The organism is Nonomuraea fuscirosea, assembly GCF_003001935.1.
Taxonomy (GTDB): Bacteria; Actinomycetota; Actinomycetes; order Streptosporangiales; family Streptosporangiaceae; genus Nonomuraea; species Nonomuraea fuscirosea.
Genome location: NZ_PVNG01000011.1, coordinates 150,239 through 173,361 on the forward strand (window position 1 = coordinate 150,239; position 23,123 = coordinate 173,361).

The 23,123-nt window shown below is 68.3% G+C and carries 24 protein-coding genes and 1 tRNA gene; 10 read left to right on the forward strand and 15 right to left on the reverse strand.

All coding sequences use genetic code 11. The features are described 5' to 3' along the window. Positions 1–5: 5 nt before the first annotated feature. On the reverse strand, positions 6–944 hold the full coding sequence (locus tag B0I32_RS25410; RefSeq protein ID WP_245956018.1) for a LysR substrate-binding domain-containing protein: 939 nt from the start codon (positions 942–944) through the stop codon (positions 6–8). 116 nt (positions 945–1,060) lie between these two features. On the opposite strand from B0I32_RS25410, the gene B0I32_RS25415 reads away from it, so the two are divergent. Then, positions 1,061–1,948, forward strand: a complete 888-nt coding sequence (locus tag B0I32_RS25415; protein ID WP_106243896.1) for an NAD(P)H-binding protein — start codon at positions 1,061–1,063, stop codon at positions 1,946–1,948. A gap of 41 nt (positions 1,949–1,989) precedes the next feature. Here B0I32_RS25415 and B0I32_RS25420 read toward each other — a convergent pair whose 3' ends face one another. Next, positions 1,990–2,496: a hypothetical protein gene (locus B0I32_RS25420; RefSeq protein WP_146178313.1), complete on the reverse strand. Its 507-nt coding sequence runs from the start codon at positions 2,494–2,496 to the stop codon at positions 1,990–1,992. 38 nt (positions 2,497–2,534) lie between these two features. Next, complete coding sequence (locus tag B0I32_RS25425; RefSeq protein WP_106243899.1) at positions 2,535–3,953, reverse strand: purine-cytosine permease family protein; 1,419 nt, start codon at positions 3,951–3,953, stop codon at positions 2,535–2,537. A gap of 329 nt (positions 3,954–4,282) precedes the next feature. On the opposite strand from B0I32_RS25425, the gene B0I32_RS25430 reads away from it, so the two are divergent. Beyond that, entirely contained in the window at positions 4,283–5,698 is a 1,416-nt protein-coding gene (locus tag B0I32_RS25430) for an MFS transporter (RefSeq protein ID WP_245956019.1), read from the forward strand. Between the two features lie 82 nt (positions 5,699–5,780). Here B0I32_RS25430 and B0I32_RS25435 read toward each other — a convergent pair whose 3' ends face one another. After that, the gene (locus tag B0I32_RS25435; protein ID WP_106243900.1) at positions 5,781–6,761 is read right to left on the reverse strand and encodes an NAD-dependent epimerase/dehydratase family protein; all 981 of its coding nucleotides are present in this window, start codon (positions 6,759–6,761) and stop codon (positions 5,781–5,783) included. Positions 6,762–6,946: 185 nt separating this feature from the next. Here B0I32_RS25435 and B0I32_RS25440 point away from each other — a divergent pair, with 185 nt between their 5' ends. Then, positions 6,947–8,308 (forward strand): sensor histidine kinase, encoded by a 1,362-nt coding sequence (locus B0I32_RS25440; protein ID WP_106243902.1) that lies wholly within the window; start codon positions 6,947–6,949, stop codon positions 8,306–8,308. 108 nt (positions 8,309–8,416) lie between these two features. After that, the gene (locus B0I32_RS25445) at positions 8,417–8,722 is read left to right on the forward strand and encodes a MazG nucleotide pyrophosphohydrolase domain-containing protein (protein ID WP_106243903.1); all 306 of its coding nucleotides are present in this window, start codon (positions 8,417–8,419) and stop codon (positions 8,720–8,722) included. Between the two features lie 41 nt (positions 8,723–8,763). On the opposite strand, the gene B0I32_RS25450 is transcribed toward B0I32_RS25445, so the two are convergent. Then, positions 8,764–10,551: a bifunctional metallophosphatase/5'-nucleotidase gene (locus tag B0I32_RS25450; RefSeq protein ID WP_106243906.1), complete on the reverse strand. Its 1,788-nt coding sequence runs from the start codon at positions 10,549–10,551 to the stop codon at positions 8,764–8,766. A gap of 108 nt (positions 10,552–10,659) precedes the next feature. Between B0I32_RS25450 and mshD the strand changes: the two genes are divergently transcribed. Beyond that, a complete protein-coding gene (mshD, locus tag B0I32_RS25455) occupies positions 10,660–11,568 on the forward strand; it encodes a mycothiol synthase (RefSeq protein ID WP_245956020.1) in 909 nt (302 codons plus the stop codon). 18 nt (positions 11,569–11,586) lie between these two features. Here the strand turns inward: mshD and B0I32_RS25460 are convergent, their stop codons facing one another. From B0I32_RS25460 to dcd, 3 genes are all read right to left on the reverse strand, one after another. Then, a complete protein-coding gene (locus B0I32_RS25460) occupies positions 11,587–12,594 on the reverse strand; it encodes an inorganic phosphate transporter (RefSeq protein WP_106243911.1) in 1,008 nt (335 codons plus the stop codon). A gap of 8 nt (positions 12,595–12,602) precedes the next feature. Beyond that, positions 12,603–13,220, reverse strand: coding sequence for a DUF47 domain-containing protein (locus B0I32_RS25465; RefSeq protein ID WP_106243913.1), 618 nt, complete (start codon positions 13,218–13,220; stop codon positions 12,603–12,605). Between the two features lie 266 nt (positions 13,221–13,486). Continuing rightward, positions 13,487–14,188, reverse strand: coding sequence for a dCTP deaminase (gene dcd / locus B0I32_RS25470; protein ID WP_181307769.1), 702 nt, complete (start codon positions 14,186–14,188; stop codon positions 13,487–13,489). Here dcd and B0I32_RS25475 point away from each other — a divergent pair. The 4 genes from B0I32_RS25475 to B0I32_RS25490 all read left to right on the forward strand — a co-directional run bounded on the left by B0I32_RS25475 (position 14,174) and on the right by B0I32_RS25490 (position 16,980). Continuing rightward, a tRNA-Gly gene (locus B0I32_RS25475) sits at positions 14,174–14,247 on the forward strand. The genes dcd and B0I32_RS25475 overlap by 15 nt on opposite strands. A gap of 542 nt (positions 14,248–14,789) precedes the next feature. After that, positions 14,790–15,086: a helix-turn-helix domain-containing protein gene (locus B0I32_RS25480; RefSeq protein WP_106243918.1), complete on the forward strand. Its 297-nt coding sequence runs from the start codon at positions 14,790–14,792 to the stop codon at positions 15,084–15,086. 321 nt (positions 15,087–15,407) lie between these two features. Continuing rightward, entirely contained in the window at positions 15,408–16,232 is an 825-nt protein-coding gene (locus tag B0I32_RS25485; RefSeq protein ID WP_106243921.1) for an inositol monophosphatase family protein, read from the forward strand. A 160-nt stretch (positions 16,233–16,392) separates the two neighbouring features. Beyond that, complete coding sequence (locus tag B0I32_RS25490; RefSeq protein WP_106243923.1) at positions 16,393–16,980, forward strand: SMI1/KNR4 family protein; 588 nt, start codon at positions 16,393–16,395, stop codon at positions 16,978–16,980. A 589-nt stretch (positions 16,981–17,569) separates the two neighbouring features. Here B0I32_RS25490 and B0I32_RS25495 read toward each other — a convergent pair. The 7 genes from B0I32_RS25495 to B0I32_RS25525 form a co-directional block, all read right to left on the reverse strand. Then, complete coding sequence (locus B0I32_RS25495; RefSeq protein WP_106243925.1) at positions 17,570–18,121, reverse strand: PIN domain-containing protein; 552 nt, start codon at positions 18,119–18,121, stop codon at positions 17,570–17,572. Positions 18,122–18,123: 2 nt separating this feature from the next. Then, positions 18,124–18,582 carry a helix-turn-helix domain-containing protein gene (locus tag B0I32_RS25500; protein ID WP_106243928.1) on the reverse strand — a complete coding sequence of 153 codons (459 nt, stop codon included), beginning with the start codon at positions 18,580–18,582 and terminating at the stop codon, positions 18,124–18,126. A 693-nt stretch (positions 18,583–19,275) separates the two neighbouring features. Next, complete coding sequence (locus B0I32_RS25505) at positions 19,276–19,620, reverse strand: type II toxin-antitoxin system PemK/MazF family toxin (protein ID WP_106243929.1); 345 nt, start codon at positions 19,618–19,620, stop codon at positions 19,276–19,278. After that, positions 19,617–19,904, reverse strand: a complete 288-nt coding sequence (locus B0I32_RS25510) for a hypothetical protein (RefSeq protein WP_106244371.1) — start codon at positions 19,902–19,904, stop codon at positions 19,617–19,619. Before B0I32_RS25510 ends, B0I32_RS25505 begins: the two co-directional genes overlap by 4 nt. Before the next feature lie 467 nt (positions 19,905–20,371). Beyond that, entirely contained in the window at positions 20,372–20,506 is a 135-nt protein-coding gene (locus B0I32_RS61025) for a hypothetical protein (RefSeq protein ID WP_281262618.1), read from the reverse strand. A gap of 340 nt (positions 20,507–20,846) precedes the next feature. After that, a complete protein-coding gene (locus B0I32_RS25520) occupies positions 20,847–21,689 on the reverse strand; it encodes an alpha/beta fold hydrolase (RefSeq protein ID WP_106243932.1) in 843 nt (280 codons plus the stop codon). Then, positions 21,686–22,123, reverse strand: coding sequence for a MarR family winged helix-turn-helix transcriptional regulator (locus B0I32_RS25525; RefSeq protein WP_106243934.1), 438 nt, complete (start codon positions 22,121–22,123; stop codon positions 21,686–21,688). The genes B0I32_RS25520 and B0I32_RS25525 overlap by 4 nt, the downstream gene beginning before the upstream one ends. A gap of 391 nt (positions 22,124–22,514) precedes the next feature. Here B0I32_RS25525 and B0I32_RS25530 point away from each other — a divergent pair, with 391 nt between their 5' ends. Beyond that, entirely contained in the window at positions 22,515–22,994 is a 480-nt protein-coding gene (locus B0I32_RS25530) for a hypothetical protein (RefSeq protein WP_146178314.1), read from the forward strand. The last annotated feature ends 129 nt before the right edge of the window (positions 22,995–23,123 follow it).

Consider the following 23,123-nt stretch of genomic DNA (forward strand, 5'->3'; position numbering starts at 1 on the left):
ACCCGTCAGGCGGCCTCGGACGCGCGCAGCGTGCGGCGGACGGCGTCGCGCAGCCAGCGGTGCGCGCCGTCCGCCGCCTGGCGGGGGTGCCAGGCCATGCCGATGGTCAGCGGCGGCAGCGGCAGCGGGATGTCGAGGAGCCGCAGCCCGGCGGCGGTGGCGTCGTGGGTGAGAGGCGATTCCGGCTCGCCGGGGAGCGCGGCGGGGACGAGGACGACGACGTCACTGCGGGCCGCCAGCGCCATCGCCGCCAGGTGACTGGGGAGGACGGCGGTGACCCGCCGGTAGAGGTTCCGCTCGGCCAGGGCGGTGTCGAGCGGGCCGGTGAACCGGCCGCGCCGGCTGACCACGACGTGTTCGGCGGCGGCGAGCCGCGCCGCGTCCAGCGGCTCACCGGCGAGGGGGTGCCCCGGGCGGACGGCGGCCGCCATCCGGAGCGTGACCAGCTCCTCGACCTGGGTCTCCGGGTCCACGTGGTCGATGGACCCGACCTCCAGGTCGATCCGGCCGTCGCGGAGGGCCGGACCGGCCTCCAGCTCCTCCGCCAGGAACCGGAACGACAGGCCCGGCGCCTCCTGCCCGGCCAAGTTCAGCAGCCCGGGGGCGAGTGCCGCACCGACCAGGTCGGCCGCCTGGAGGGTGAAGGTGGTGCGCAGGGTACTGAGGTCGGTGGCGCCGGCGGGGCTGAGCAGGGCGCCGAGGCGGCGTACCACCGCGGCGGCCTCGTCGCGCACGGCCAGGGCTCGGGGCGTGGGGACCATGGTCTGCCCGGCCCGCACCAGGAGCGGGTCCTGGAGGGTACGGCGCAGGCGGGCGAGCGTGCGGCTCATGGCGGCGGGGGAGGTGCGCAGGCGGGCCGCGGCCCGGGTGACGCTCTGCTCGGTCAGCAGGGCGTCCAGCGCGACGGCGAGATTGGCGTCGAGGGCCGACCGTGAGCTGTCCACCAGCATCATTCCATTTCGAGCAACAATCCCTTGCTGAGCTTCCCATTGTGGCATCACCGGGACCTTCCTCAGGATGGAGGGCGTATCCGTTCCGAATTCCGACCTTCGAGGTTTTCATGATCGTCATCACCGCCCCCACCGGGAACATCGGCCGTCACCTGCTCACCCGGCTCCAGGAGTCCGCCGCCGGGGAGAAGCTGCGCGTGATCGTGCGCGACCCCGCACGGCTGCCGGACGCGGCCCGCGAACGCGTCGAGGTGGTCACCGGCTCGCACGGCGACGCCGCGGTGGTCGACCGGGCCTTCGAAGGCGCCGACGCCGTCTTCTGGCTCGTCCCGCCGGACGCCTCCCTGACCCCGGAGGACGCCTGGACCGGCTTCACCCGCCCCGCCGCGAAGGCGCTCGCCGTTCACGGGGTCGGGCACGTCGTCGGCGTCTCCGCCCTCGGCCGCGGCACCCCGATGGCCGGCCGCGCCGGACTGGTCACCGCCTCGCTGGCGATGGACGACCTCCTGGCCGGCGCCGGTGTCGCCTACCGGGCTCTGGCCTGCCCGTCCTTCTTCGAGAACCTCCTGGAGGAGGCCGCCTCGATCCGCGACGAGGGCGTCTTCACCGACGTCGTGGCCGCCGGCCGCAGGGCGCCCATGGTCGCCGTCGCCGACATCGCGGCGGTCGCGGCCGGCCTGTTGCTGGACCGCTCGTGGGCCGGCGCCGGCACCGTCCCGGTGCTCGGGCCCCGGGATCTGTCTCCGGACGACCTGGCCCGCGTCATGACCGAGCAGCTCGGCCGTCCCGTCCGCTACGAACGCCAGTCGCTCGACGCGCTGCGCGCCGGTCTCGTCGGCCACGGCCTCGACGAGGCGTTCGTCGAGGGCATCGTCGCCATGAAACGGGCCAAGGACGAGGGCCTCGACGCCGGTGTCACCCGCACCCCGGACATCACCGGCCCGACCACCTTCGAGCAGTGGTGCGCCCAGGTGCTCAAGCCCGCCGTCCTCGGCTGAGGTCTGTCGCCGCCGGCTCGCGCCTGCCGGGTATGTGGCGCTCAGGACTCTTGGGGGCGCTCAGGAGGGGTGCTCATCGCCTCGCAGGCGAGCGCGAGCAGCGTCACCACGAGCGCCGCGACGCCGGGACCGACCAGGAGCGGCACGGTCAGCTCGCCCGCGTGCCAGGCCGCCGCCAGGATCGCGGACGAGGTCAGCACGGTCACGCCGAACATGGCGGCCCACAGCGGCAGCACCCGCAGGTAGGCGAACAGCAGCGGGAACGCCAGCCACACGAACGGCGCCGCCGCCACGGCCAGCACGGCCCACCCGGCGGTCACCAGCCCCAGCCACACATGCGCGAGCCGCACCTGCCCGGTGCCCTCACCGCGCCGGAAGGCGGGCACGGCGACCGTCTGGCGCCGGAACGCGGGCGCGGCGGCGTACACGAGGGCGAGCAGTGCGCCTCCGGCCGCCACCTCCGCGCGATCCTCGCGCAGCATGGTGATCACGGCCATCGCCAGCAGCCCGCAGGCGGTGACGTGCACCGCCCACCTCAGCAGTCGCAACGGAACGTCCATCATCGATCACCAAGCGTAGTGGACGTTCAGGCGCGCGCGTCCTCCCGGCGGCGGCCGCCGACGGCGGTGATCGCGAAGTAGAGCAGCCCGGCCAGCACGAGCGCGATCACCACGCCGATGTTCGCGCTGCCGAACGTGCCGCCCTTCAACTCCTCGCTCATCAGGAAGCCGACCACCCTGGCGATGTACGGGTCGGCCGAGACGATGAGCCCCAGCCCCACGATCGACGCCACCACCAGCGACACCAGCCCCGCGCCGTTGAGCGCCGGCGCGCCCTGCCGCAGCAGCCGCTCGTCGTACGACGCGCCGCCCGCCCGCAGCCGCCACATGTCCACCAGGAAGATCGCTACCCAGGCCGCCATCACCACGCCCGCGATGGCGAGGAACGCCTGGAAGGTGGCCAGGAAGCTGGTGGAGACGAACAGCAGGTAGTAGCCGCCCAGCACCATCAGCACCCCGTCGATCAGCACCGCGTAGTGCCGCCTGACGGGCACGCCCAGGGCCAGCATCGACAGCCCGGACGAGTAGATGTCCATGATCGCCCCGGCCAGGAACCCGCCGATGGCGGTCAGCAGGTACGGGAGCAGGAACCAGGTGGGCAACGCCTCGGCCAGCGCCGCCACCGGGTTGGCGCCCGCCGCCTCGGCCAGCTTCGGATCGCCCCCGGCCAGCAGCACGCCGAACACGAGCAGCACCATCGGCGGCAGCGCGCCCCCGAGCATCGTCCACAGGGCCACCGAGCGCGGCCTGGAGTTCGCGGGCAGGTAACGCGAGTAGTCGGCGCCGCAGTTGACCCAGCCCAGGCCGAGCAGGGTCATGGCGAAGATCACCCCGCCCACCCAGCCGCCGGGCCCGGCCGTGGTCTCCAGCGAGCCGCCCAGCCTGGGCGCCATCAGGGCCATGTAGACGACCGTGAGCACGACGAACACGTACGTCAGACAACGCTGGACCACCATGATCATCGCGTGGCCGTACACGCCGACGGCGATCACGACCAGGGCCGCGACCGCGAAGCACACGGCGGTGGTCGTGGTGGCCGGGATGCCGGGCGCGAGCCGCCGCAGGATCTCCGCGCCGCTCTGCGCCGCGAGGGTGACCAGCACGATCTCCCAGCCGACGTTGGAGATGTAGGAGAACAAGGTGGGCAGCTTGTTGCCGTGGTAGCCGAACGGCGCCCGTCCCAGCGTCATCGTCGGCACGCCCGAGCGGGCGCCGCCGATGGCCACCAGGCCGACCAGCAGGAACGACAGCGCGTACCCGATCGCGCCGGTGACGATCGCGGGCACCACGCCGAGTTGCAGGCCGACGATGTAGACGCCGAAGGCCACGCCGAACAGCGACAGGTTGGAGCCCGCCCAGGGCCAGAACAGGTCTCTCGGCCGGCCTCGCCGCTCCCCCTCGGGGACCGCGTTGATGCCGTTCTGCTCGACCGCCATCGTTCCCATGATCGGACGTTACCCGCGGGCGGGGGCTGCGGGCAAAGAAATCATCGCTCAAAGATATTTCCGGATTTGTCGGGAATTATGAGCACGAAGGCAAGCACAGGGGCAGGCGCAAAGGGCAGACGCAGCGGGCAAGCACAGGGGGCGAGCACAGAGGGCAGGCGCAAGCGCGAGGGGCGCCGGAGAGGCACCCGAGGGGCTTGCCCGCGGGTGGCCGCCGGGGACGGGCACCTGACGGGGTGCCTGCGGGAGCCGCCGGAGACGGGCGTCTGGGAGGCACCCTTGAGAGGGCGCCTGAGGGGTGCCTTGAGGGGCGCCTAAGGGGGTGATTCGTGGCGGCGCCGGATCCGCGACGGCGCGCGTTGGCCGTCTGCCTCGTGGCCGCGTTCATGACGGGGCTCGACGTGAGCATCGTCAACGTCGCGCTGCCGTCGATCCGCGACGGGCTGCACGCCTCGGACGACGGACTGCAGTGGACGGTGTCCGGGTACGCGCTCACGTTCGGCCTCCTGCTGGTCCCGGCCGGACGGCTGGGCGACGCCAGGAGCCGCCGGACGATCTTCATGTGGGGCGTGGTGCTCTTCACCCTCTCCAGCGCCGCCTGCGGCCTGGCCGGCAGCATGAACGTGCTGATCGTCTCGCGGCTGATCCAGGGCCTGGCGGCCGGGATGATGAACCCGCAGGTCTCCGGCATGATCCAGCAGATGTTCCAGGGGTACGAGCGGGGCCGCGCCTTCGGCGCCCTCGGCGCCACCATCGGCGTGGCCACCGCCGCCGGACCGCTGATCGGCGGCGCGCTGGTGACCGCCTTCGGCGCCGCTCACGGATGGCGGTGGGTGTTCCTGGTGAACCTGCCGATCGGGCTCATGCTGCTGCCGCTGGCCTGGAAGCTGCTCCCGAGGCAGCGGCAGGTGCACCGGCGGCCGGAGAGCATGGACCCGGTGGGCGTGCTGCTGCTCGGGATCGGCGTGGCGGGGCTGCTGCTGCCGTTCATCCAGCGGCACCAGTGGGAGGGCGAGGCCAAGTGGCTGCTCGTGCCGGCCGCGCTGGTGGTGCTGGCCGGATTCGTGACCTGGGAACGGTTCTACCGGCGCGAGCCACTGATCACCCTGGCGCTCTTCCGCAAGCGCTCCTACAGCCTGGGCTCGGCCATCGCGCTGTTCTACTTCGCCGGCTTCACCGGCATCTTCTTCATCTTCACGCTGTACCTGCAGAGCGGGCACGGCTACAGCCCGCTGCTGGCCGGGCTGGCGATCACTCCGTTCGCGCTCGGCTCGGCCTCGGCGGCCGTGGTCGGCGGCCATCTGGTGGGGCGGCTGGGGCGGCGGCTGGTGGCCATCGGGCTGTCCATGGTGATCGCCGGGCTGCTCGCCACGATGGCGGCCACCGCGCTGGTGCCAGGACAGGCGACGGGGCTGGCGACCGCGCTGCCCCTGCTGCTCGCGGGCACGGGCAGCGGCCTGGTCATCTCGCCCAACCAGGCCATCACGCTGTCGGAGGTGCCGCCGGAGGGCGGCGGCAGCGCGGCGGGGGTGCTGCAGACCGGGCAGCGCCTCGGGTCGGCGATCGGGATCGCGGCGGCGGGCACGACGTTCTTCGGCTCGCTGGGGCAGGGCTGGGCGACGGCGTTCAGGCACGGGCTCCTCGTGGTGGTGCTCGCGGTCGCCATCGCCCTGTCCGCCGCCCTCTACGACCTCCTCCACACCTCCCGCTCACCCCGTAAGACCACCCACCCCTCACCCTCGTGAAGTCAGCCTCCGCTCACCCTCGTGAAGCCTCCTCACCTGCGTGACGCCATCTCCGGCCCAGCCTCTTGAAGCCGTTGCCCGTTCACTCGCCGAGCAGCTTGGCCTCCACTGCCGGGTCGAGGCCCACGGCTGGGCGGTCGGGACGCATGGGGGCCCTGCCGCCGATGCTCCGCAGCCAGGCCCAGGTGTCGGCGACGGTCTCCTCGACCGGCCGGATCTCCAGCCCGGCCGCGACCGCCTTGCCGACGTCGCCGCCGTACATGAAGGCGGAGTCCTCGCCCGTCAGCCAGATCGGCAGCTCGGTCCACGGCCGCACCCCGGCCGCCAGCAGCCGCTCGCCCTCGACCCAGCGCAGCTCGGCTCCCGCCCCGGTCACCCGCGCGCAGATCTCCAGCAGCTCCCGCATCGTGGTGAACCCCGGCTGGCTCACCACGTTGAACGCCCCGCCGACGCCCCGTTCGGCCGCCCGCAGGCACCAGGCGGCCAGGTCACGGGCGTCGATGTACTGCAGCCCCGCCTCCGCAGGGCCGGGCGCGAGCACCGGCCCGCCCCTGGCCATCCGGCTCAGCCACCACGGCAGCCGCCCGACGTTCTCATAGGGCCCGAGGATCAGCCCCGCCCTGGCCAGCAGCGCCCGATCGCCGAAGGCGGCCACGGCCCCCAGCTCGGCGCCCGCCTTGTTGCGCGCGTAGTCGCCGTCACCGTCGCCGGCCGAGGCGGCCACCACGGGCGCGCTCTCGTCCGCCCCGAACGGCACCGGATCGGCGTAGACCGACCGGCTGGAGACGTAGACGTATCGGCCGGCCCGCTCGGCCAGCAGCGCGGCCGCGTCCCTGACCGCGACGGGCGCCCACGACCAGGTGTCGACCACGACGTCCCACTCGCCGCGCTCCAGCGCCGCCAGACCGCCGGGAGCCGACCGGTCGCCGCGCAGCGCCCTCACTCCCGCGGGCGGGGTTTGGCTGCCCCGATTGAAGACCGTCACCTCCCATCCCATGGCCAGCGCCTCGTCCACGACCGCCCGGCCGACGAACTCCGTACCACCCAGCACCAGAACCCTCATGGCCTCCACCCTGCCCGCCGCGACCCGAGGGCGGAACCCGTGCACGCCGTCAGCGGAATCGCCCGGAGCGGAATGTACGGAGAGTAGCCGCCATTCGCTCAGCCTCCGGCGAAAGTCCATGTTGTGAAGCCCTGCGGCGGGTAAATGTGACACACAGTGATGCTGCACGGAGGGTGGGATGGGGTGTGCGGCTGTTTCCCCGCTCGATCCGGGCGCGCCTGACCACGTTGGCGGTCCTGGTGGCGGGCGTCGTCCTCATCGGCTCGGCCTTCCTCACGCTCGGCATCGTGCCGGACAGCCTGCATGGCGTCGTCCACGGCCGGGTCGAGCTGGCCGTACGACGGGTCGCCATCGAAGCCCGTAACGGCAACCTGCCCGCGCAACTGGAGCCGCCGGCCCGCGTGCCACTGCTCCGCGTGGTGGCGGACGACGGCACGGTGGTCGCGAGCAGCCCCTCCTTCCCCGAGGCGGCGCGCGTCACGGCGGCGCTACGGCCGGGCACGTTCGACCGGGTCGAGACCACCAGGATCGAGCTGACCAGGCACGAGGAGGACGCCGAGACCAACCACCTGGTCAAGGCCATCCGGGTGCGGACGCCCGACGGCCCCGTCACCGTGTACGGGGCCTCCTCCCTCGCCGACGTGGAGCGCGGCCTCATGGTGATCCACCTCATGGTGTTCCTCGGCATCCCGCTCATCCTGGGGCTGATCGGCAGCATCACCTGGGCCGTGGTCAGGGGCGCTCTGCGGCCGGTCGAGCGGATCAGGGCCGAGCTGGCCGAGATCACCGGGCGTGACCTGAGCCGGCGCGTCCCCGTACCCGGGACCGGCGACGAGATCGCGGGGCTGGCCGCCGCCACCAACCACACCCTCGACCGTCTCGAACGCTCGGCCGAGACCCAGCGCCGCTTCGTCGCCGACGCCTCGCACGAGCTGCGCAGCCCGGTCTCGGCCCTGCGCGCCCAGCTGGAGGTGGCCGGCGCCTACCCCGGTGAGACCGACTGGCCGGTCGCCGGGGCGCGTGCCCTGGCCGCCGCCGACCGCCTCACCGGCATCATCGACGAGCTGCTCATGCTGGCCAAGCTCGACGCGGGCGCGATCACCCAGCGCGGGGTGGTGGACCTGTGCGGCCTGGTCGCCGACCAGGTACGCCGCCGCGAAGGCGGCAAGATCCCCATTCATCCGGACCTGTGCGACCAGGCCCCGGTCCACGGCTCGTCGCTGCAGCTCGACCGGCTGCTGACCAACCTGCTCGACAACGCCGCCCGGCACGCCGCGTCCCGCATCGACGTCGAGGTGACGGTACGGGGGGACCGGGTGGTGCTGACGGTGACCGACGACGGCGACGGGATCGCGCCGCAGGACAGGGAGCGGGTGTTCGAGCGGTTCACCCGGCTGGAGGCGGCCAGGGCCAAGGACAAGGGCGGCAGCGGCCTCGGCCTGCCCTTGTCGAGGGAGATCGCCACGGTGCACAAGGGCACCCTCACCCTCGCCGACCACGAGCCCGGCGCCCGATTCGTGGCCGTCCTGCCCCTGCACCGATCCTGAGCCCCAGCCGTCTTGCCCCTGCACCGATCCTGAGCCCCGGCCGTTCTGCTCCTACAGCCGGGCCCGGTCCGGCGGACCGGCCGCCGCGGCGGCCCTAGACTCGGCGGAATGGATCTGCGTGAGCTCTCCGACGAGATCGAGCCGATCTCGGCCCGCTACGCGAACGCCATCGGGGTCGAACGCGACGACACCTGGTTCCTGCTCAAGCTGCAGGAGGAGGTGGGCGAGCTGACGCAGGCGTTCCTCATGCTCACCGGCCGGGCCAGGACCAAGGGCCGCACCGAGGAGGAACGTGACGCCGACTTCCGCGCCGAGCTGGCCGACGTGCTGTGTCATGTGGTCCTCATGGCCCGCAACCACGGCGTGGACCTGGAGGCGGAGATCGAGCGCAAGTGGCTGGCCTGGAAACGCTGAGGGCCCGCCTCCAGCACGGAGACGGACCCTCGTGACAGTGCTCAGTCCACAGCGGTGATGCGGTTCGTCGCCGGCGGGGCGATCGGGTTGTCGCGGCCGAGCTGGTCGACGAAGGCGTCGATGTCCAGCGGCCCGCTCCACAGCTCCGTGCCCTCGGTGAAGGCGAGGAAGGCGTCACCACCGCCCACCAGGAAGTTGTTGGCGGCGACCCGGATCGTCTGGGTGTCCGTCACCGGCACCCCGTCGATCTTCATGTCGGAGACCTTGGAGCCCCAGGCGGCGCTCCGGCTGTAGGTGTAGGTGAAGTTCGCCGACGGCTGCAGGATCTTGGTGAAGGCCTGGTTGTTCGGCCCGCCGGTGAACTGCTGCTCAAGCACCGTCTTGAGCTGGGCGCCGGTCAGCGTGACGACCTGCATCAGGTTGTTGAACGGCTGCACGGTGAACGCCTCGCCGTAGGTGACGACGCCGTCCCCCTCGTTCACGGGAGAGCTCGCGTACGCCAGCGACGCCCGTACGCCACCCGGGTTCATCAGCGCGATCTGCGCGTTGCCGCCCGTCCGCGTGGCGGCGAGCTGACCGTCGGCGATGAGGTTGCCGAGCGGGGACTCCCCGGACGGCGCGGCCGTGTTCGTGATGTCGGCGCTGATCGTCCCGACCGGGCGGTTCGCGACAGGGGCGACGCGGTCCTTCCAGGTCTGCACGAACGCCGAGATCTCGGGGTCGGCGGGGACCGTACGGGTCACGACGTGGTTGTCCGCGACGACGGAGGCGCGTTCGACGTCCCGCGTCTTGGTGTTCACCCTCAGGTCGACCTGCGTGATCACGCGCCCGAACGAGCCGCCCTGGGAGAACAGGCGGTCCTTGCCGGCCGGGTCCTTCACCTTGCACAGGTACGCCTGGTGGGAGTGGCCGCTCAGGATGAGGTCGACCTCGGGGTCCACCTGCGTGGCGATGCGGTTGCCCGCGCCCGGGACGGCGCTGCAGGCGTCCGGCGACTGGCCGGCCGTGACCTGGTCGCCTTCGTGCACCAGGACGACCTGGGCCTTCACGCCGACCAGCTTGAGCAGCTTGGAGGCCACGTTCGCCGCCTTGACCTCGTCCACGAACTTGAGGTCCTTGATCCCCTCGCTCGTGACGATGCTCGGCGTCGTCTGCGTGACCAGCCCGATGAAGCCGATCGGCACGCCGTTCATCATCTTGATGCTGACGGGCGGCAGCGCGGGCACGCCCCAGTCGGCCAGGGCCTGCTTGACCTTGGCCGAGTTCGACCCGCCGAGGGCGGCCAGCGCGTCGGTGCGCTCACGGGGGTTCTTGAACAGGACGTTCGCGCCCACGTAGTCGAACGTGGCGCCCTTCCACTTGCCGGCCGGCGAGCAGCCGTCGACCGGGTGGCAGCCGCCGTTCATGATCCGGCGCAGCTCGGTGTAGCCCTCGTCGAACTCGTGGTTGCCGACCGCGGCCACCTTGAGCCCCAGCTTGCCCATGAACTCGACCGACGGCTCGTCGTGGTAGGCCGCCGAGACCAGCGGCGTCGCCCCGATGAGGTCGCCCTGGGCGACGGCGATGGTGTTCCTGTCGGTCAGGCCCTTCATGTGCGTGGCCACGTAGGCCGCGCCGCCGGCGTCGACCGTGTTGCCGTTCTCGTCCACCATGCGGCCGGAGGACCCGGTCGGCGGTTCGAGGTTGCCGTGGAAGTCGTTGAGCGCGAGCAGCCGGACGGGAACCGTCTTGGGGGCTTTGCCCGCGTCCGCCGGAAGGGTGGTGAACAGGACCCCACCCGTGGCGACGGCTCCGGCCAGCGCCAGCCGGAGGAAGGAACGAGACGTCATGGCCCAAGACGTTACGGCGGGAAGCCATGCAGCCAATGTCGCAAAGGTAACGATTTGCCGGGCAGCCGCATGGCGTTATTTGCCAGTCGGCCGCCTAGAGTTCGTTCTGTGACTGCGCGCGTGGAGATCAGGGAACGGCTGGACGACCAGGAGATCGACGGGGTGCTCGGCCTGGTGGCGGCGGCGACGGAGACCGACGGCGTCCGCCCGCTCAACGAGCACGTGATGCTCCATCTACGCTACGGCGGCGACGCGCAGGCGCGTTCGCTGCTGGCGTACGCGGATGACGCTCTGGTGGGTTACGCCCACGTCGACCCGACCGACGAGGTCGAGGGGCCGAGCGTGGAACTGGTCATCCACCCCGCTCATCGCCGCCACGGGCACGGCACGCGCGTGCTGCGCACGGTCATGGAGCTGACCGGCGGCAGGCCGCGGCTGTGGGCCCACGGGGACCACGCCGGCGCCGGCGCCCTGGCCGCCGCGTTCGGCTTCGACCGGGTGCGTTCGCTGTGGCAGATGCGGCGTTCCCTGTACGCGCCGCTGGCCCCGTACACGCTGCCCGAGGGCGTGAGCGTGCGCACCTTCGTCGCCGGACGCGACGAGGAGGCCTGGCTCAAGGTCAACGCGGCCGCCTTCGCCCACCACCCCGAGCAGGGCGCCTGGACGATGGACGACCTGCTGCGGCGCGAGCAGGAGCCGTGGTTCGACCCCGAGGGCTTCTTCCTGGCCTTCAGAGGTGATCGGCTCGTCGGCTTCCACTGGACGAAGATCCACGGCTCGTCCGACCACGGCCACGAGCCGCTGGGCGAGGTGTACGTGGTCGGCGTCGACCCCTCCCAGCAGGGCACCGGCCTGGGCAAGATCCTCACCCTGGCCGGGCTGAGCCACCTGCGCTCGCGCGGTCTCGCCCAGGCGATGCTGTACGTGGACGAGACCAACACGGCGGCGATCCGGCTGTACGAGTCCCTCGGCTTCAACCGGTGGGACGTGGACGTGATGTACGCGCCGGCGGAGTGATCCGGCGGACTGGCTTCGTTACCCTTCCACGACGGCGTGCAGGACGAAGTAGGACAGAGCGGCCACCAGCGCGGCCGCGGGGATGGTCAGGATCCATCCGGTCACGATGTTCCCCGCGACCCCCCACCGCACGGCACTGAGCCGCTTGGTGGCCCCCACGCCCATGATCGCCGAGGTGATCGTGTGCGTGGTGGAGATGGGCGCCCCGAACCCGATGGCGGCCCCGTACAGGACGGTCGCCGCCGCCGCCTCCGCGGCGAACCCCTGGGGCGGGTCCAGCGCGATGATCCGCCGGCCCAGGGTGCGCATGATGCGCCAGCCGCCCGCGTACGTACCCGCGGAGATCGCTCCCGCGGCGGCGAGGATGACCCACTGCGGGATGCCGTCCGACGGCTGCGCGAAGCCGCCGACGGTGAGGGCCAGGAAGATGACGCCCATCGTCTTCTGCGCGTCCTGCAGCCCGTGCCCGAGCGCCATGGCGGCGGCCGAGACGGTCTGCGCGTAGCGGAAGCCGCGGTTCGTCTTGCCCGGCTGGCTGTTGCGGAAGATCCAGTAGATCGCGATCATGATCACCGCGGCGAGGGTGAACCCGATCAGCGGCGAGAGCACCATCGGGATGACGACCTTCGCCACCACGCCGTCCCAGTGCACCACGCTGGCCGAGGCCAGCGCGGAGCCCACCAGGCCGCCGATGAGCGCGTGACTGGAGGAGGAGGGCAGGCCGAAGTACCAGGTGATCAGGTTCCAGGTGATCGCGCCGATGAGTCCCGCGGCCACGATGACCAGGCCGTGCGAGCCGTCGGGAGCGTCGATGATGCCCTTGCCGACCGTCTGCGCGACCTGGGTGCCCAGGTGGGCGCCGATGAAGTTCATGGCCGCCGCCATGAACAGCGCGGCCCTGGGGGTCAGGGCGCGGGTCGAGACGGAGGTGGCGATGGCGTTCGCCGCGTCGTGGAACCCGTTGGTGTAGTCGAAGATCAGGGCTATGACGACCACGCCGATGACGAGGCCGAGCGTGAGGTCCACCGCTGGTCCTAGCTTTCCTTGACCGCGATCGACTCGACCGTGTTGGCCACGTGCTCGAAGGCGTCGGCCGCCTCCTCGAGCGCGTCGACGACCTCCTTCATCTTCATCACCGTGAGGGCGTCGTACTCACCGCTGAACAGCTTGGCCAGCAGCCGCCGGTAGACCTGGTCGCCCTGGTTCTCGAGCCGGTTGACCTCGATCCAGTACTCGTTGAGGTTCTTCATCGAACGCAGCCGCGGCATCGCCTCGGCGGTCAGCTCCGCTGCCCGCTCCAGCACCTCGACCTGCCGTACGACGTCCTTGGGCAGGTGATCGATCTGGTAGAGCACGATGAGGTCGGAGGCGGCCTCCATCGCGTCCATGACGTCGTCGAGGTTCGAGGCGAGCCGGTAGATGTCCTCGCGGTCGAACGGGGTGATGAAGCTCTCGTTGAGCCGGTTCATGATCGCGTGGGTGCGTTCATCACCGGCGTGCTCGCAGGCGCGCATCTTCTCGGCCAGGGCTTCCCTGTCCGAGCCGTCACTGATGATCTCGACCAACAGACGGGATGCCGTGACCAGGTTGTTCGCGGAGTCGGCGAACAGGTCGTAGTAGCTGTCCTCACGTGGCGTGAGACGCAGGCGCACGTCGTTCTCCAGATGTGCGGGGATGGTCCGTGGATGAGGTTATGGCTAACCAGGCGAAATGCGAACTTCATGTCCCCTTCGCCTACTGGCTACCCGGCGGAGGTTCTGCGACACCGCGATTCCACGTAGTTTTCGGCGTTTCTCTGCACCTCGAACCTCTTCGAGAGCCGGTCAAAACACCTCGTGCGCGGGCGATGTCCCGATCTTGGTCACCTACTTGTTCCGCTGATGTTCACCTGTTGTTCATCTAGTGCGGCTCTTCTCATTCAGATCTTCGTCCGATGAAAGTTCCGGTACGACCGCGACGGGGTCGGACCCCGCTGGCCCTGATAGCGCGAACCGTACTTGGCGGACCCGTACGGGTGCTCCGACGGGGAGCTGAGCCGGAACACGCACAGCTGCCCGATCTTCATCCCCGGCCACAACTTGATCGGCAACGTCGCCACGTTCGACAGCTCCAACGTCACGTGCCCGTTGAACCCCGGATCGATGAACCCGGCCGTCGAATGCGTCAGCAACCCCAGCCTCCCCAGCGAACTCTTCCCCTCCAGCCGCGAGGCCAGATCGTCGGGCAGGCTGACGACCTCGTAGGTGGAGGCCAGCACGAACTCACCCGGATGCAGGATGAACGGCTCGTCCCCGCTCGGCTCCACCATCCGCGTCAGATCCGGCTGCTCGACCGAAGGGTCGATGTGCGGATATTTATGGTTTTCGAAGACCCGGAAGAACCGATCGAGCCGCACGTCGATGCTGGAGGGCTGGATCATCTCCGGGTCGAACGGATCCAGAGCCAGACGGCCGGAGTCGATCTCGGCAAGGATGTCACGGTCAGATAGCAACACGGGGAGCAACTTACCGGTCGGGTGGGGATGGGGTGCGAAGTTGGGTGGGGCTGAGATTGCTGAAGTGCGCCAAGTTTCCGCTAGAGTGGGGGACGCGCCTTCGGGCCGCACGCGGGTGTAGTTCAATGGTAGAACATCAGCTTCCCAAGCTGACAGCGCGGGTTCGATTCCCGTCACCCGCTCCAAGCCTTTTCCTGGGCCTCACTGCATGGCCTTCCACTTGGGGCGCTTCGCGCACGGGTGCTCCAGTCTGTGTCGCCCAGGGGGCTCCGCCCCCTTCGACCCCCTGAAAACCCCGCTCGCTTCGCTCGCCCCCGCCCGTTGCCTGGTTACACGGTGGGCTGGCTGATGCCCGCCCCGAGCGGGCCTCGCTAGCGCTCCTCTCGGGCCCTTTCCACCGGGTCGGTGCGAGCTTGCCGCCCACGATCACTTAGCGGATTCGCTGAACAGAGCGGCAGAGGCGAGACTGACGCCGGCATCATGTCGAGGCAGCTCATGGGACACCGCCGCAGTCGTCGTCATCGCCCACCATGCCGGAGTCGTTTACCTCTGTGGCGAGTCGTCCCGTGCGGCCCACCCATTGGCTGGCCGGGCGGTCCTGCTGACTGCTTTCTACGAGACGCGAGACAGGCGCCACGGGATGGGGAGCGCGCCTGCAAGGCGATGGCTGAATGAATGGTCGGCGGCTGGAGCACGGTGCCGCGCATGGACTTTATGAGGGGAGGGGATGGCCGGGCACTGCAAGTGGAAGACGATCAAGGCCAAGCGGCTTTCTGGTGAGGCGGTGAGTCCCGAGTATGCCGCGATGGTGGAGGAGGCACGCTTAGGGCAGGAGCTTGGTGCGGCCGTCTATCGCCGCAGGGTCGAGCTGGGTTTGTCGCAGGCGGAGTTGGCTGAGCGGTCCGGTATGACGCAGCCGCAGGTCTCCCGCTTGGAGGGTGGGGCGCACATGCCGACGATTCCGCTGATGGTGCGGTTGGCGGCGGCGTTGGAGATCGATGTGGTGACGTCTCCGCGCCAGTAGAATTTCGGGCCATCACGGCCGCGTGAGAAAGGAAGTATCGCGACATCAAGCTGAAAGGTGTGTCTGCTTTCTCTTCGCGCGGGTCGGCGGCGGACGGGGTGATCAGACTGGCGGTATGTGCGCGTTGCGCGAGTGTCGGACGAGACGATCCGCTTCAACGTGATCATCGTGGACCGGGCGTTGTGCGTGGTCCAGTCCCACCTACCGCAGGCACACGGAGCCGATACACCTACCTTTGTGATCAGGGACAACTCTGCCGCAGAGGGCTGTTCCCCATCTTCGACCAGGTGTTCAGGGATATGTGGAGCGGAGCACACCCGTATGACCGTCGACGCAAGATCGCTGCTCCCCATCGCTGAACAGGCTGTGTCGATCGCCAGCAAGATCATCCGCACCAAGGCACCCGGCGTCGTCACAGCCAAGGGCGACCGTGACATGGCGACGGAAGTGGATTACGGCGTAGAGCACGCCGTACGGGAGTTCCTGTCCCGCGAGACATCCGAGATCGGCTTTCTCGGCGAAGAGGAAGGCATCAGTCGCCTGGGCAACGGCCTGATATGGGCTCTGGACCCTGTAGACGGGACGGCCAACTTCCTGCACGACATCCCGCTCTGCGGCGTCTCCTTGGGCCTGGTCGACCAGGACACGCCCACGCTTGGAGTGATTGACCTGCCATTCCTCAACCTCCGCTATGCGGCGGCCGAAGAGGCCGGCGCTTTCGCCAACGGGACTGCGATCCGGGTGAGCGATGCCCAAGAGATGCAGAGTGCGATTGTGGCGATAGGTGATTACGCCGTGGGGGAGAACGCGGAGGAGCGCAACCGGCCGCGGCTCGCCCTGACCCAAGAACTTGCCGCGCGCGTTCAGCGCATTCGAATGTTCGGTTCAGCCGCGATCGATCTCGCGTGGGTGGCACACGGCAGGATCGACGCCGCCATCATGCTCAGCAACAACCCACGGGACACCGCAGCGGGCGTCATCATCGCCCGAGAAGCCGGGGCGACAATGGTCGATCTCGACGGCAGCCCGCACAGCATGACCGCCCACGCGACGATCGCAGCAAGCCCCAAGCTCGTAGCCGACCTCGTGGAACTCATCGTCGAGACCCGCAAGGCCGTGGTGTTCGACCGGAACATTGCCGAATAGCTCTTGTAGATATCAAGGGCGGCGCTGCGCGCCGCCTCGCGGCCCTCCGCCGCTCGGCGGCCGGGCATGCGGCCTGGGGGCCGGTCCCGGCAGTCGGCGGCCCGGGCCGCCTTCGATTGAGATACCTTGTTGCAACCCCTCGCCAGTAGCTGGAGTCCTCGTGTGGAACGCTGATCTCGTTCATCGCCGTCTTGCCGAGATCAAGCGCCAGGACCCCAAGCACAGACGTTTTGGGGCGTCCCGGCATCACTACCGGCTGGGACGAAAACTCTCCGAACGGAAAGCCGCAAGGCTTGAGAATCAAGCAGGGATCAAATTCCCCGATACCTTCCGGGCGTTCTTGACGAAGGTTGGAAATGGTGGAGCAGGTCCCTCGTACGGGCTGTTCACCATCGAGGAAGCGCTGCGGCTGGATGCGAAAGAACACGCCTACCCCGACTTCTACGCAACGCCGTTCCCACACACCGAGGACTGGGCACCTCCGCTCGATGAGCAGCCCGAGGACTATGGGGAGCCGCGCTGGATCACCGGATCGTTAGTCGTGGCCGAATTCGGATGCGGAGCTTTCCACCGCCTGGTGGTGAACGGCCCTGTCGCTGGAGAGGTTTGGTTCGACGATCAAGGCTCTGACGGCGGCGTCGTCCGAGAACGAGACTTCTACGAGTGGTACATGGCCTGGTTGGACAACCCTGACAAGGGCTTCTTCTCAAGCCAAGCCTCCGGCGGGGGCGCTCCGGCTCTGGGATGATCGCCGCACGGCGCGGAGAGCCGTAGTGGGCTGAGGTGGAAGCCTGATCATCCCGCCCGCCATCGACCCGGGACAAGCCGAGCGGGCCAGGGCCACGGATACCAGATCGTTCGTCCGGTGGGGCGCTCCATCTGGTATCCGTGGCCCTGGCCCGCTTCCCCTTCGGGCGGGTCGACGGCAGACGGGATGATCAGGCGGGCAGGGTGCGCGCGTTGCGCGGGAAACACCAGGTCGCGGGCTGATCGTCGTGCCATTAGCGTGCCATTAAGGGCGGTAACGAGGGGTCAACCACGGTCACTCACGACCGGTCTTAGACCCAGGTCAACGCCCCTACGAGCCAAGATCCCTGCAATTCCCAAGCTGACAGCGCGGGTTCGATTCCCGTCACCCGCTCTCATAGGGAAAGCCCAGGTGGACCGATGGATTCGATGCCTGGGCTTTGATCTTGTCGGGGCCTGGTTCCGCTGTCGTGCCAGATTCGTCCGAGACAGTTGATCTTGCCGTGATCACCCGACTGGTTCGAGTGTTCGGCCGCCGTCGTCAGTCCCTGCGTCGTCGCTGGGCTCGAGCCCTTGCTTGACGAGTTCGCTCAGCTGCGCAGGGCCGCAACCGCTTCGACGAGGCCGGCGCGCTCCAGAGCGTCGAGAACGTCGTAGATAGTCTGTGGCGGCTGAGTGCGTGAGTCCGCGATCTGTTGCACGCAAGCCCAGACGACGCGGTCATCGAAGTCAATCTGATCAAGGACGAAGTCGTCCGGGCTTTTGGCTTCTACGCCCCATGTGGCCAGCGTTTCGACTGGGAAGTCCCGCAGGTTCGACGTCACGATCACCTGGGCGTTCGCCTTGATGGCCGCAGCCAGCACGTGCCTGTCGTCAGGGTCTGGCAGCTTAAGACCCTCGATGATCGGTTCGTACCCTTCGACAATGCAGTCGGGGACGGCGTCAATCACCAGTTCGCGCAGCCGCTCCAGCTTGGCTGGAGCGATATCTGGCAGCTTCGCGGCGAGGTTCCGCTGTACCTCATCCAGGATCGCGTGTGTCCACTTGGCCTGAACCAGGCCAGATTGCGCTAGCCGGATCAGCAGGTCCCTTTGCGTGTTGCCGAATAGGGCGTTGGCATCGTAGATCACGACAAAAGGCATGACTACAGCCCCAGCTCCTGGCCTAGTTCGCTCAGCTCGTCGGCCGCCCCTCTGCGCTTAACCGAGTCCCGACGCTTGTACTCCATGAGGTCGTCATGCCGGATTCGTCGATGCCTGCCGACCAGCCGGTACGGGATGGCGCCGGCCTCCAATAGGCCGATGAGATACGGACGCGAGACATTTAGCATGGCCGCTGCCTGCTGTGTCGTCAGCTCCGCGTGCGACGGCATCACCTGCACGCCTCGCCCCTCGGCGACCTGAGCAAGGATGAAAGCCAGCATCGACACGGCTTCGCGCGGGAGGACCAAGGCGTCGTCGCCAACCACCTCTGCCGCAACCTCGATGGTCTTTTCCTCCGGATGTCGCATCAGGTACTCCTTGATGCGACGTAGGGCTCGCTCTGACTGCTCCGGGTCAAGGCTGCCAGGTTTGATCGAGCTTGCGAGTTGCGTTCCTGTCATGTGTCTATCCTTCCCCGCTGTAAGCGAATTATCCGCAACAAGCGCAGCAAACGCAAGCGGCTGGCTGCCGATCTCGGCCTACCTGAGCTGGCGCTGTCGCCAACGGATCTGACATCCGGGTGGGCGATGCCCGTGAGCTGCAGACCGCAATCGTGGCCATTGGCGACCCATAGTGGGGACGGGATGATCAAGCGGACAGGGTGCGGGCGTCGCGCAAGAGATCCTGGATCGCGGGCTGATCGCCCGGCCATTAGCGGGCCATTAAGAGGGGTGACGAGGGGTCAACCACGGTCACTCAGGACCGGTCTCCCGCCCAGCTCAGCACCTCAGTGGGCCGTGATCGATGCAGTTCCCAAGCTGACAGCGCGGGTTCGATTCCCGTCACCCGCTCTCGTAGCGAAAGCCCAGGTAGACCGGTGAACTCGGGGCCTGGACTTTGTCTTTCCTCGGAGCCTGCGATCTCTGCATGTCATGCGTGCCGTCGGGTCTGTCTGGCAAAACGATCACTATGCGGTTCGCCTGGTAGAGGACCCCTCGGGATCACTCGACGGGAACATGTTTGGTGGGTCGTCCTCGTCATCATCACTTACCCGCTTCGACTTGCACCCTCGGCCCCGATTAGCACCGTGACAGCTCCGGCTTCCACTTCCTCCGTCTCCGAGGCCGAGAAGCCGGGCATTGCAAGCAAGGTACTCAACTGCCCCACAGGGCGAGGTTCGCGTCCAGGCCGAGATAGCGGACCAGCGCATACTCGACCTGTCCCATGGCGACGGAGTCCAGGTGGTCGTACAGCCCGCCGAGGACATATTGGGTGTCGATAGTGCGGATTTGGTCGATCAGCGCGCACGTCTCGCGCCCCTGAATGGTCAGCCTGGGCCGAAATCCAGCCGGTCGGGCACTAGTCGACGTAGGCACGATCGTCACCGTGGACCAGTGGTCCTGCGAGATGCTGGCGACGATGCCGAGGCGTCTGCCGCGCTGCTCGTGACCGCGCTTGGCATCACCGAGATCAACTGGATAAACGCCGCCGCGGATCACCGTCCGGCCTCACGGTGAGCCGGAACCACGATGCCGGTGTCGATGATCCGGATGTCGCCGTCCTCTGTGTATTCCCACTCGTCGGGAAGCTGCGACAGGTCCTCGCCCTCATTAGCCAGGCGCGCCATGTCGGCACGGGCCTGCTGCTCCCACTCCACGCGCTCCAGTGCGCGCAATCCCCGGCGCAGCACGTCGGAGTTGGACTCACCTTCGCGGCGAAGCGAGTCGATAATCCGACTGTCGTCATCGGTGGGTCGGAAGCCCACAGTGCTTGGAGTGCTCATGACACCATCGTACAACAAATGTTCAACAAGCTGTGAAGAGGGGTGACTCCCCCTCCAGCAATCTCTGTACGCCGATCAACCGGATCGGCTATCAACACCACCCGATCAGCCTCTACATCGAACCCAGATCCCGATGATCAAAGAATCCACCAGGAGTCGTCAGTGCGGACCCCCGAGAACGTGCCCGCTGCGGCGGCCGGGCCGTTGCCGTCATCCGTGTCGCGAGGAACGGGAGAGATGAGAGGAGGAGTTCAAGCCTCGGCCGCGAATACCGGCGACAGACCACCATCAGTGCTGAGGCCGTCAAGAACGTCGGCAGCAGCCGGCAGGGCCGGGACATGACTCAAACTCTGATGACAGTGACGCGTACACCGCACAGCACGGGCGAGGTCCTGGGGGTCGGAGGTGAGGACCGTGACGGGGCCTGGGGCTGCGAGGGCGGTGGCAGTGAGGAAGGAGTCGATGGCTCACTTGTGCCCGTGCAGGCCGGCGTTCGACAGGAGTGTGGCGGCGTGGCGGGCGATCGGTTCGGTGACCGGCTCGATGACGAGGCGGGACAGCGTCCATTCCAGCGCCGACCGGTCGACGCGGGGGTGGACCACCTCGACGAGGGTGGCGGTAGAGGTGATGACGCGGAGGTCGTCAGCACGAGCGAGAGCGAGCCATGCGGTGACCGTACGGTCGCGCAGGACAGCTTTGGTCAGTCCTTCGCTGTCGAGGACGAGGGTGCCGCCGGGAGTACAGCTTCACCCGGTTGAACCGGATCTTGGTCGCCTCATGGGCAGCTCCGGCACCGGGCCGACTCATGTTTCGGACTTCCTGTCGGCCCAAGTCCTACGCTCGCTCACTCCGCTCACTCCTCCATCAGTGGTGTGCGCCTCATGGATTGTCGCCGGTGTGACGGTGGTTGCGCAGGATCGCGAGACCGCTTGGCCGAACCGCTCAAAGAAGAAAGGCCGCGGCCCGCTCGGCCACAACCGGGGCCGTTTTTCCTTCCAGCCCGAAATGGTTGAGGCCGTTCAAGGTCTCGAGTGTGGCGTTGGCAAGAGTGTCGCGAACGGCCGCGAACTCGGCTCTGCCGGCGCGCGCGGTGCGGCTTCCGCAAAGAAGCAGCACCGAAGCGGTGACGGCCGCGAACTCGGCGAGCCTGCCCTGCTGGGCTGCAATCTGCTCGTGCTCGGCCAAACTGGCCGGCAAAAGGGGCCGCATCCGCTGCCAGCTCGGCCCGCGGAAGCCGATGCGCAACGCAAAACGCAGATACCAGTACGGCAGCTTGGCCAGGAAGGCCGGCGCACCACCCGACCCCCGGATGAAGTGAACGAACGCGCCATAAGAATCGTCCGCGGCCAGCCGTTCCCGGTACGGGGACATCCAGCCGGTGGGGACGGGAGCGACGGGCACGCCGGGCTCGTAGACCACAATGCGGTCGAACACCTGGAACGACCGTGCGGTCTCAAGGATGACGAGGCCACCGTAACTGTGACCGAACGCCAACCGCGCACCGGTTTTCGCCTGAACGGCAAGAAGATCTTCTACTTCCTTCGCTAAGGCGTACTGGGACCCCTGAGGGCCGCTGGCGCCGCGCCCTCGCCGCTCGACGAGATGCACCGTGAAGGAGCGGGCCAGGATGGAGGCTAGCGGCAGGTAGTCCTCCGAGGTGCGCAGGGCGCCGCCGAGCACAATGAGGTCCGGCCCGGTGCCCATCGTCTGATAACTGATCGGTGTGCCGTCAGCTGAGGAGACGATGTTCTGGTGGGCCGGCGGGGTGTGAATACTTTGGCTCATTCGGTTCTCTCCCGTTCTGCGCGGTCGAATGTGGACAGCAGCCGCGCGGTGTGCTCGGCGTATTCGGCGTACGGCACTCCGCTGTGTGCGACGAGTGCGGCCATCCGTTCTTCGAGGCCCTGCTGGACCGACGCCACCAGCTGCTTTCCTTTGTCCGTGAGGCTCAACTGCCGGCGATGCCCTCCGGCCGGGTCGGGCTGAACGTCGAGAAATCCCTCAGTGGCGAGGATGGCGGTCATGCGGCTCACCGACGGCTCGGTCACACCGAGGGATTCGGCGAGGGCCCGTTGCGTTGAGGCGCCCAGTTCCCCTACGAGGGTCAGCGCCAGAAAGCGGCTGTAGGAGATGTTGTGCTCCGCTCGCAGGATCCGGTCGGCCGCTCGGTCCAGACGGGCGGTGAGTACGTGCAGATTGAAACTCAGATTCCGGTCCACTCACCTAACTTAGCACTCTAACTTAGACATGCAAGATGCTGCCCGGGCCAGTGGCGCGCACGGCCGCGCGTAAGGGGTGAGGAGTCATCCATGGTCGCTCGCCACCAAGTTTCCGCCCAGCTCAAAGGCCCGCCCTCACATCTGGTTTCCGGGCGTAGATGCTCAAGGAGCAGGCCTGACCATCTCGCCCGCCATCGTCCGGGACAAGCCGGGCAGGCAAGGGTCGCGGCCTCGCTGTGGCGCTCCACCTGCTACCCGTGGCCCTGGCTCTCTTCGGTCGGGCCAACGGCAGAGGGGCTGATCAGTCGGACGGGGAAGTGGACGAAGCTTCCGTTCCCAGACCGTGCCATGAGAAGCTGCGCTGATGATCCGGACCGGGACGTAGGAGTCGATGATGGGCAGGAAAGCGGAGCAGGAACCGCCACCCAGCGACGCTGAGACTGCCGAACACATGCGAACCCTGGCCGAACTCTTCGTGGAGCACACACGCGAAGACGGATACGCCTTCGACTGGGACCCCGCGTTCATTCACCACCTCGACAACTACTGCGCCGAGTTCGTCGCGTCGAAGCCGCCTCCTGAGGTCATTCACAGCGTGATCATGGGTGCGGGGGCGTATCTGGGCGAGATGATCGTCCGGAACGGTGACTGGAAATGGGTGTACTGCACGGACGAGAAGGCCGCTGCGGTGGAGAGCCCTGAAGAACTCCGCGGATATCCGCATAACAAAGTCGCCAAGCGGATCCATGAGGGGAACGAGCACAATCTTGAGGCGTTCTTCAAGTACGCCATGACCGGCGAGGCACCGCACGGGACGATCGCCCGTGTCAGCAAGCCTTCATGGTGGCAACGGCTGAGGTCGAGAGCCTGATCGTCGTGCCATCGAGGGCGGTGGCGAGGGGGCGCCCAGGGTGGCTTGCGCCTGACTGGTTCGTTTGTCTCAGGCCCCAGGCTTTGATCATCCCGCCGGGACCACCGCCACCGCGATTCTGGGGTTGAG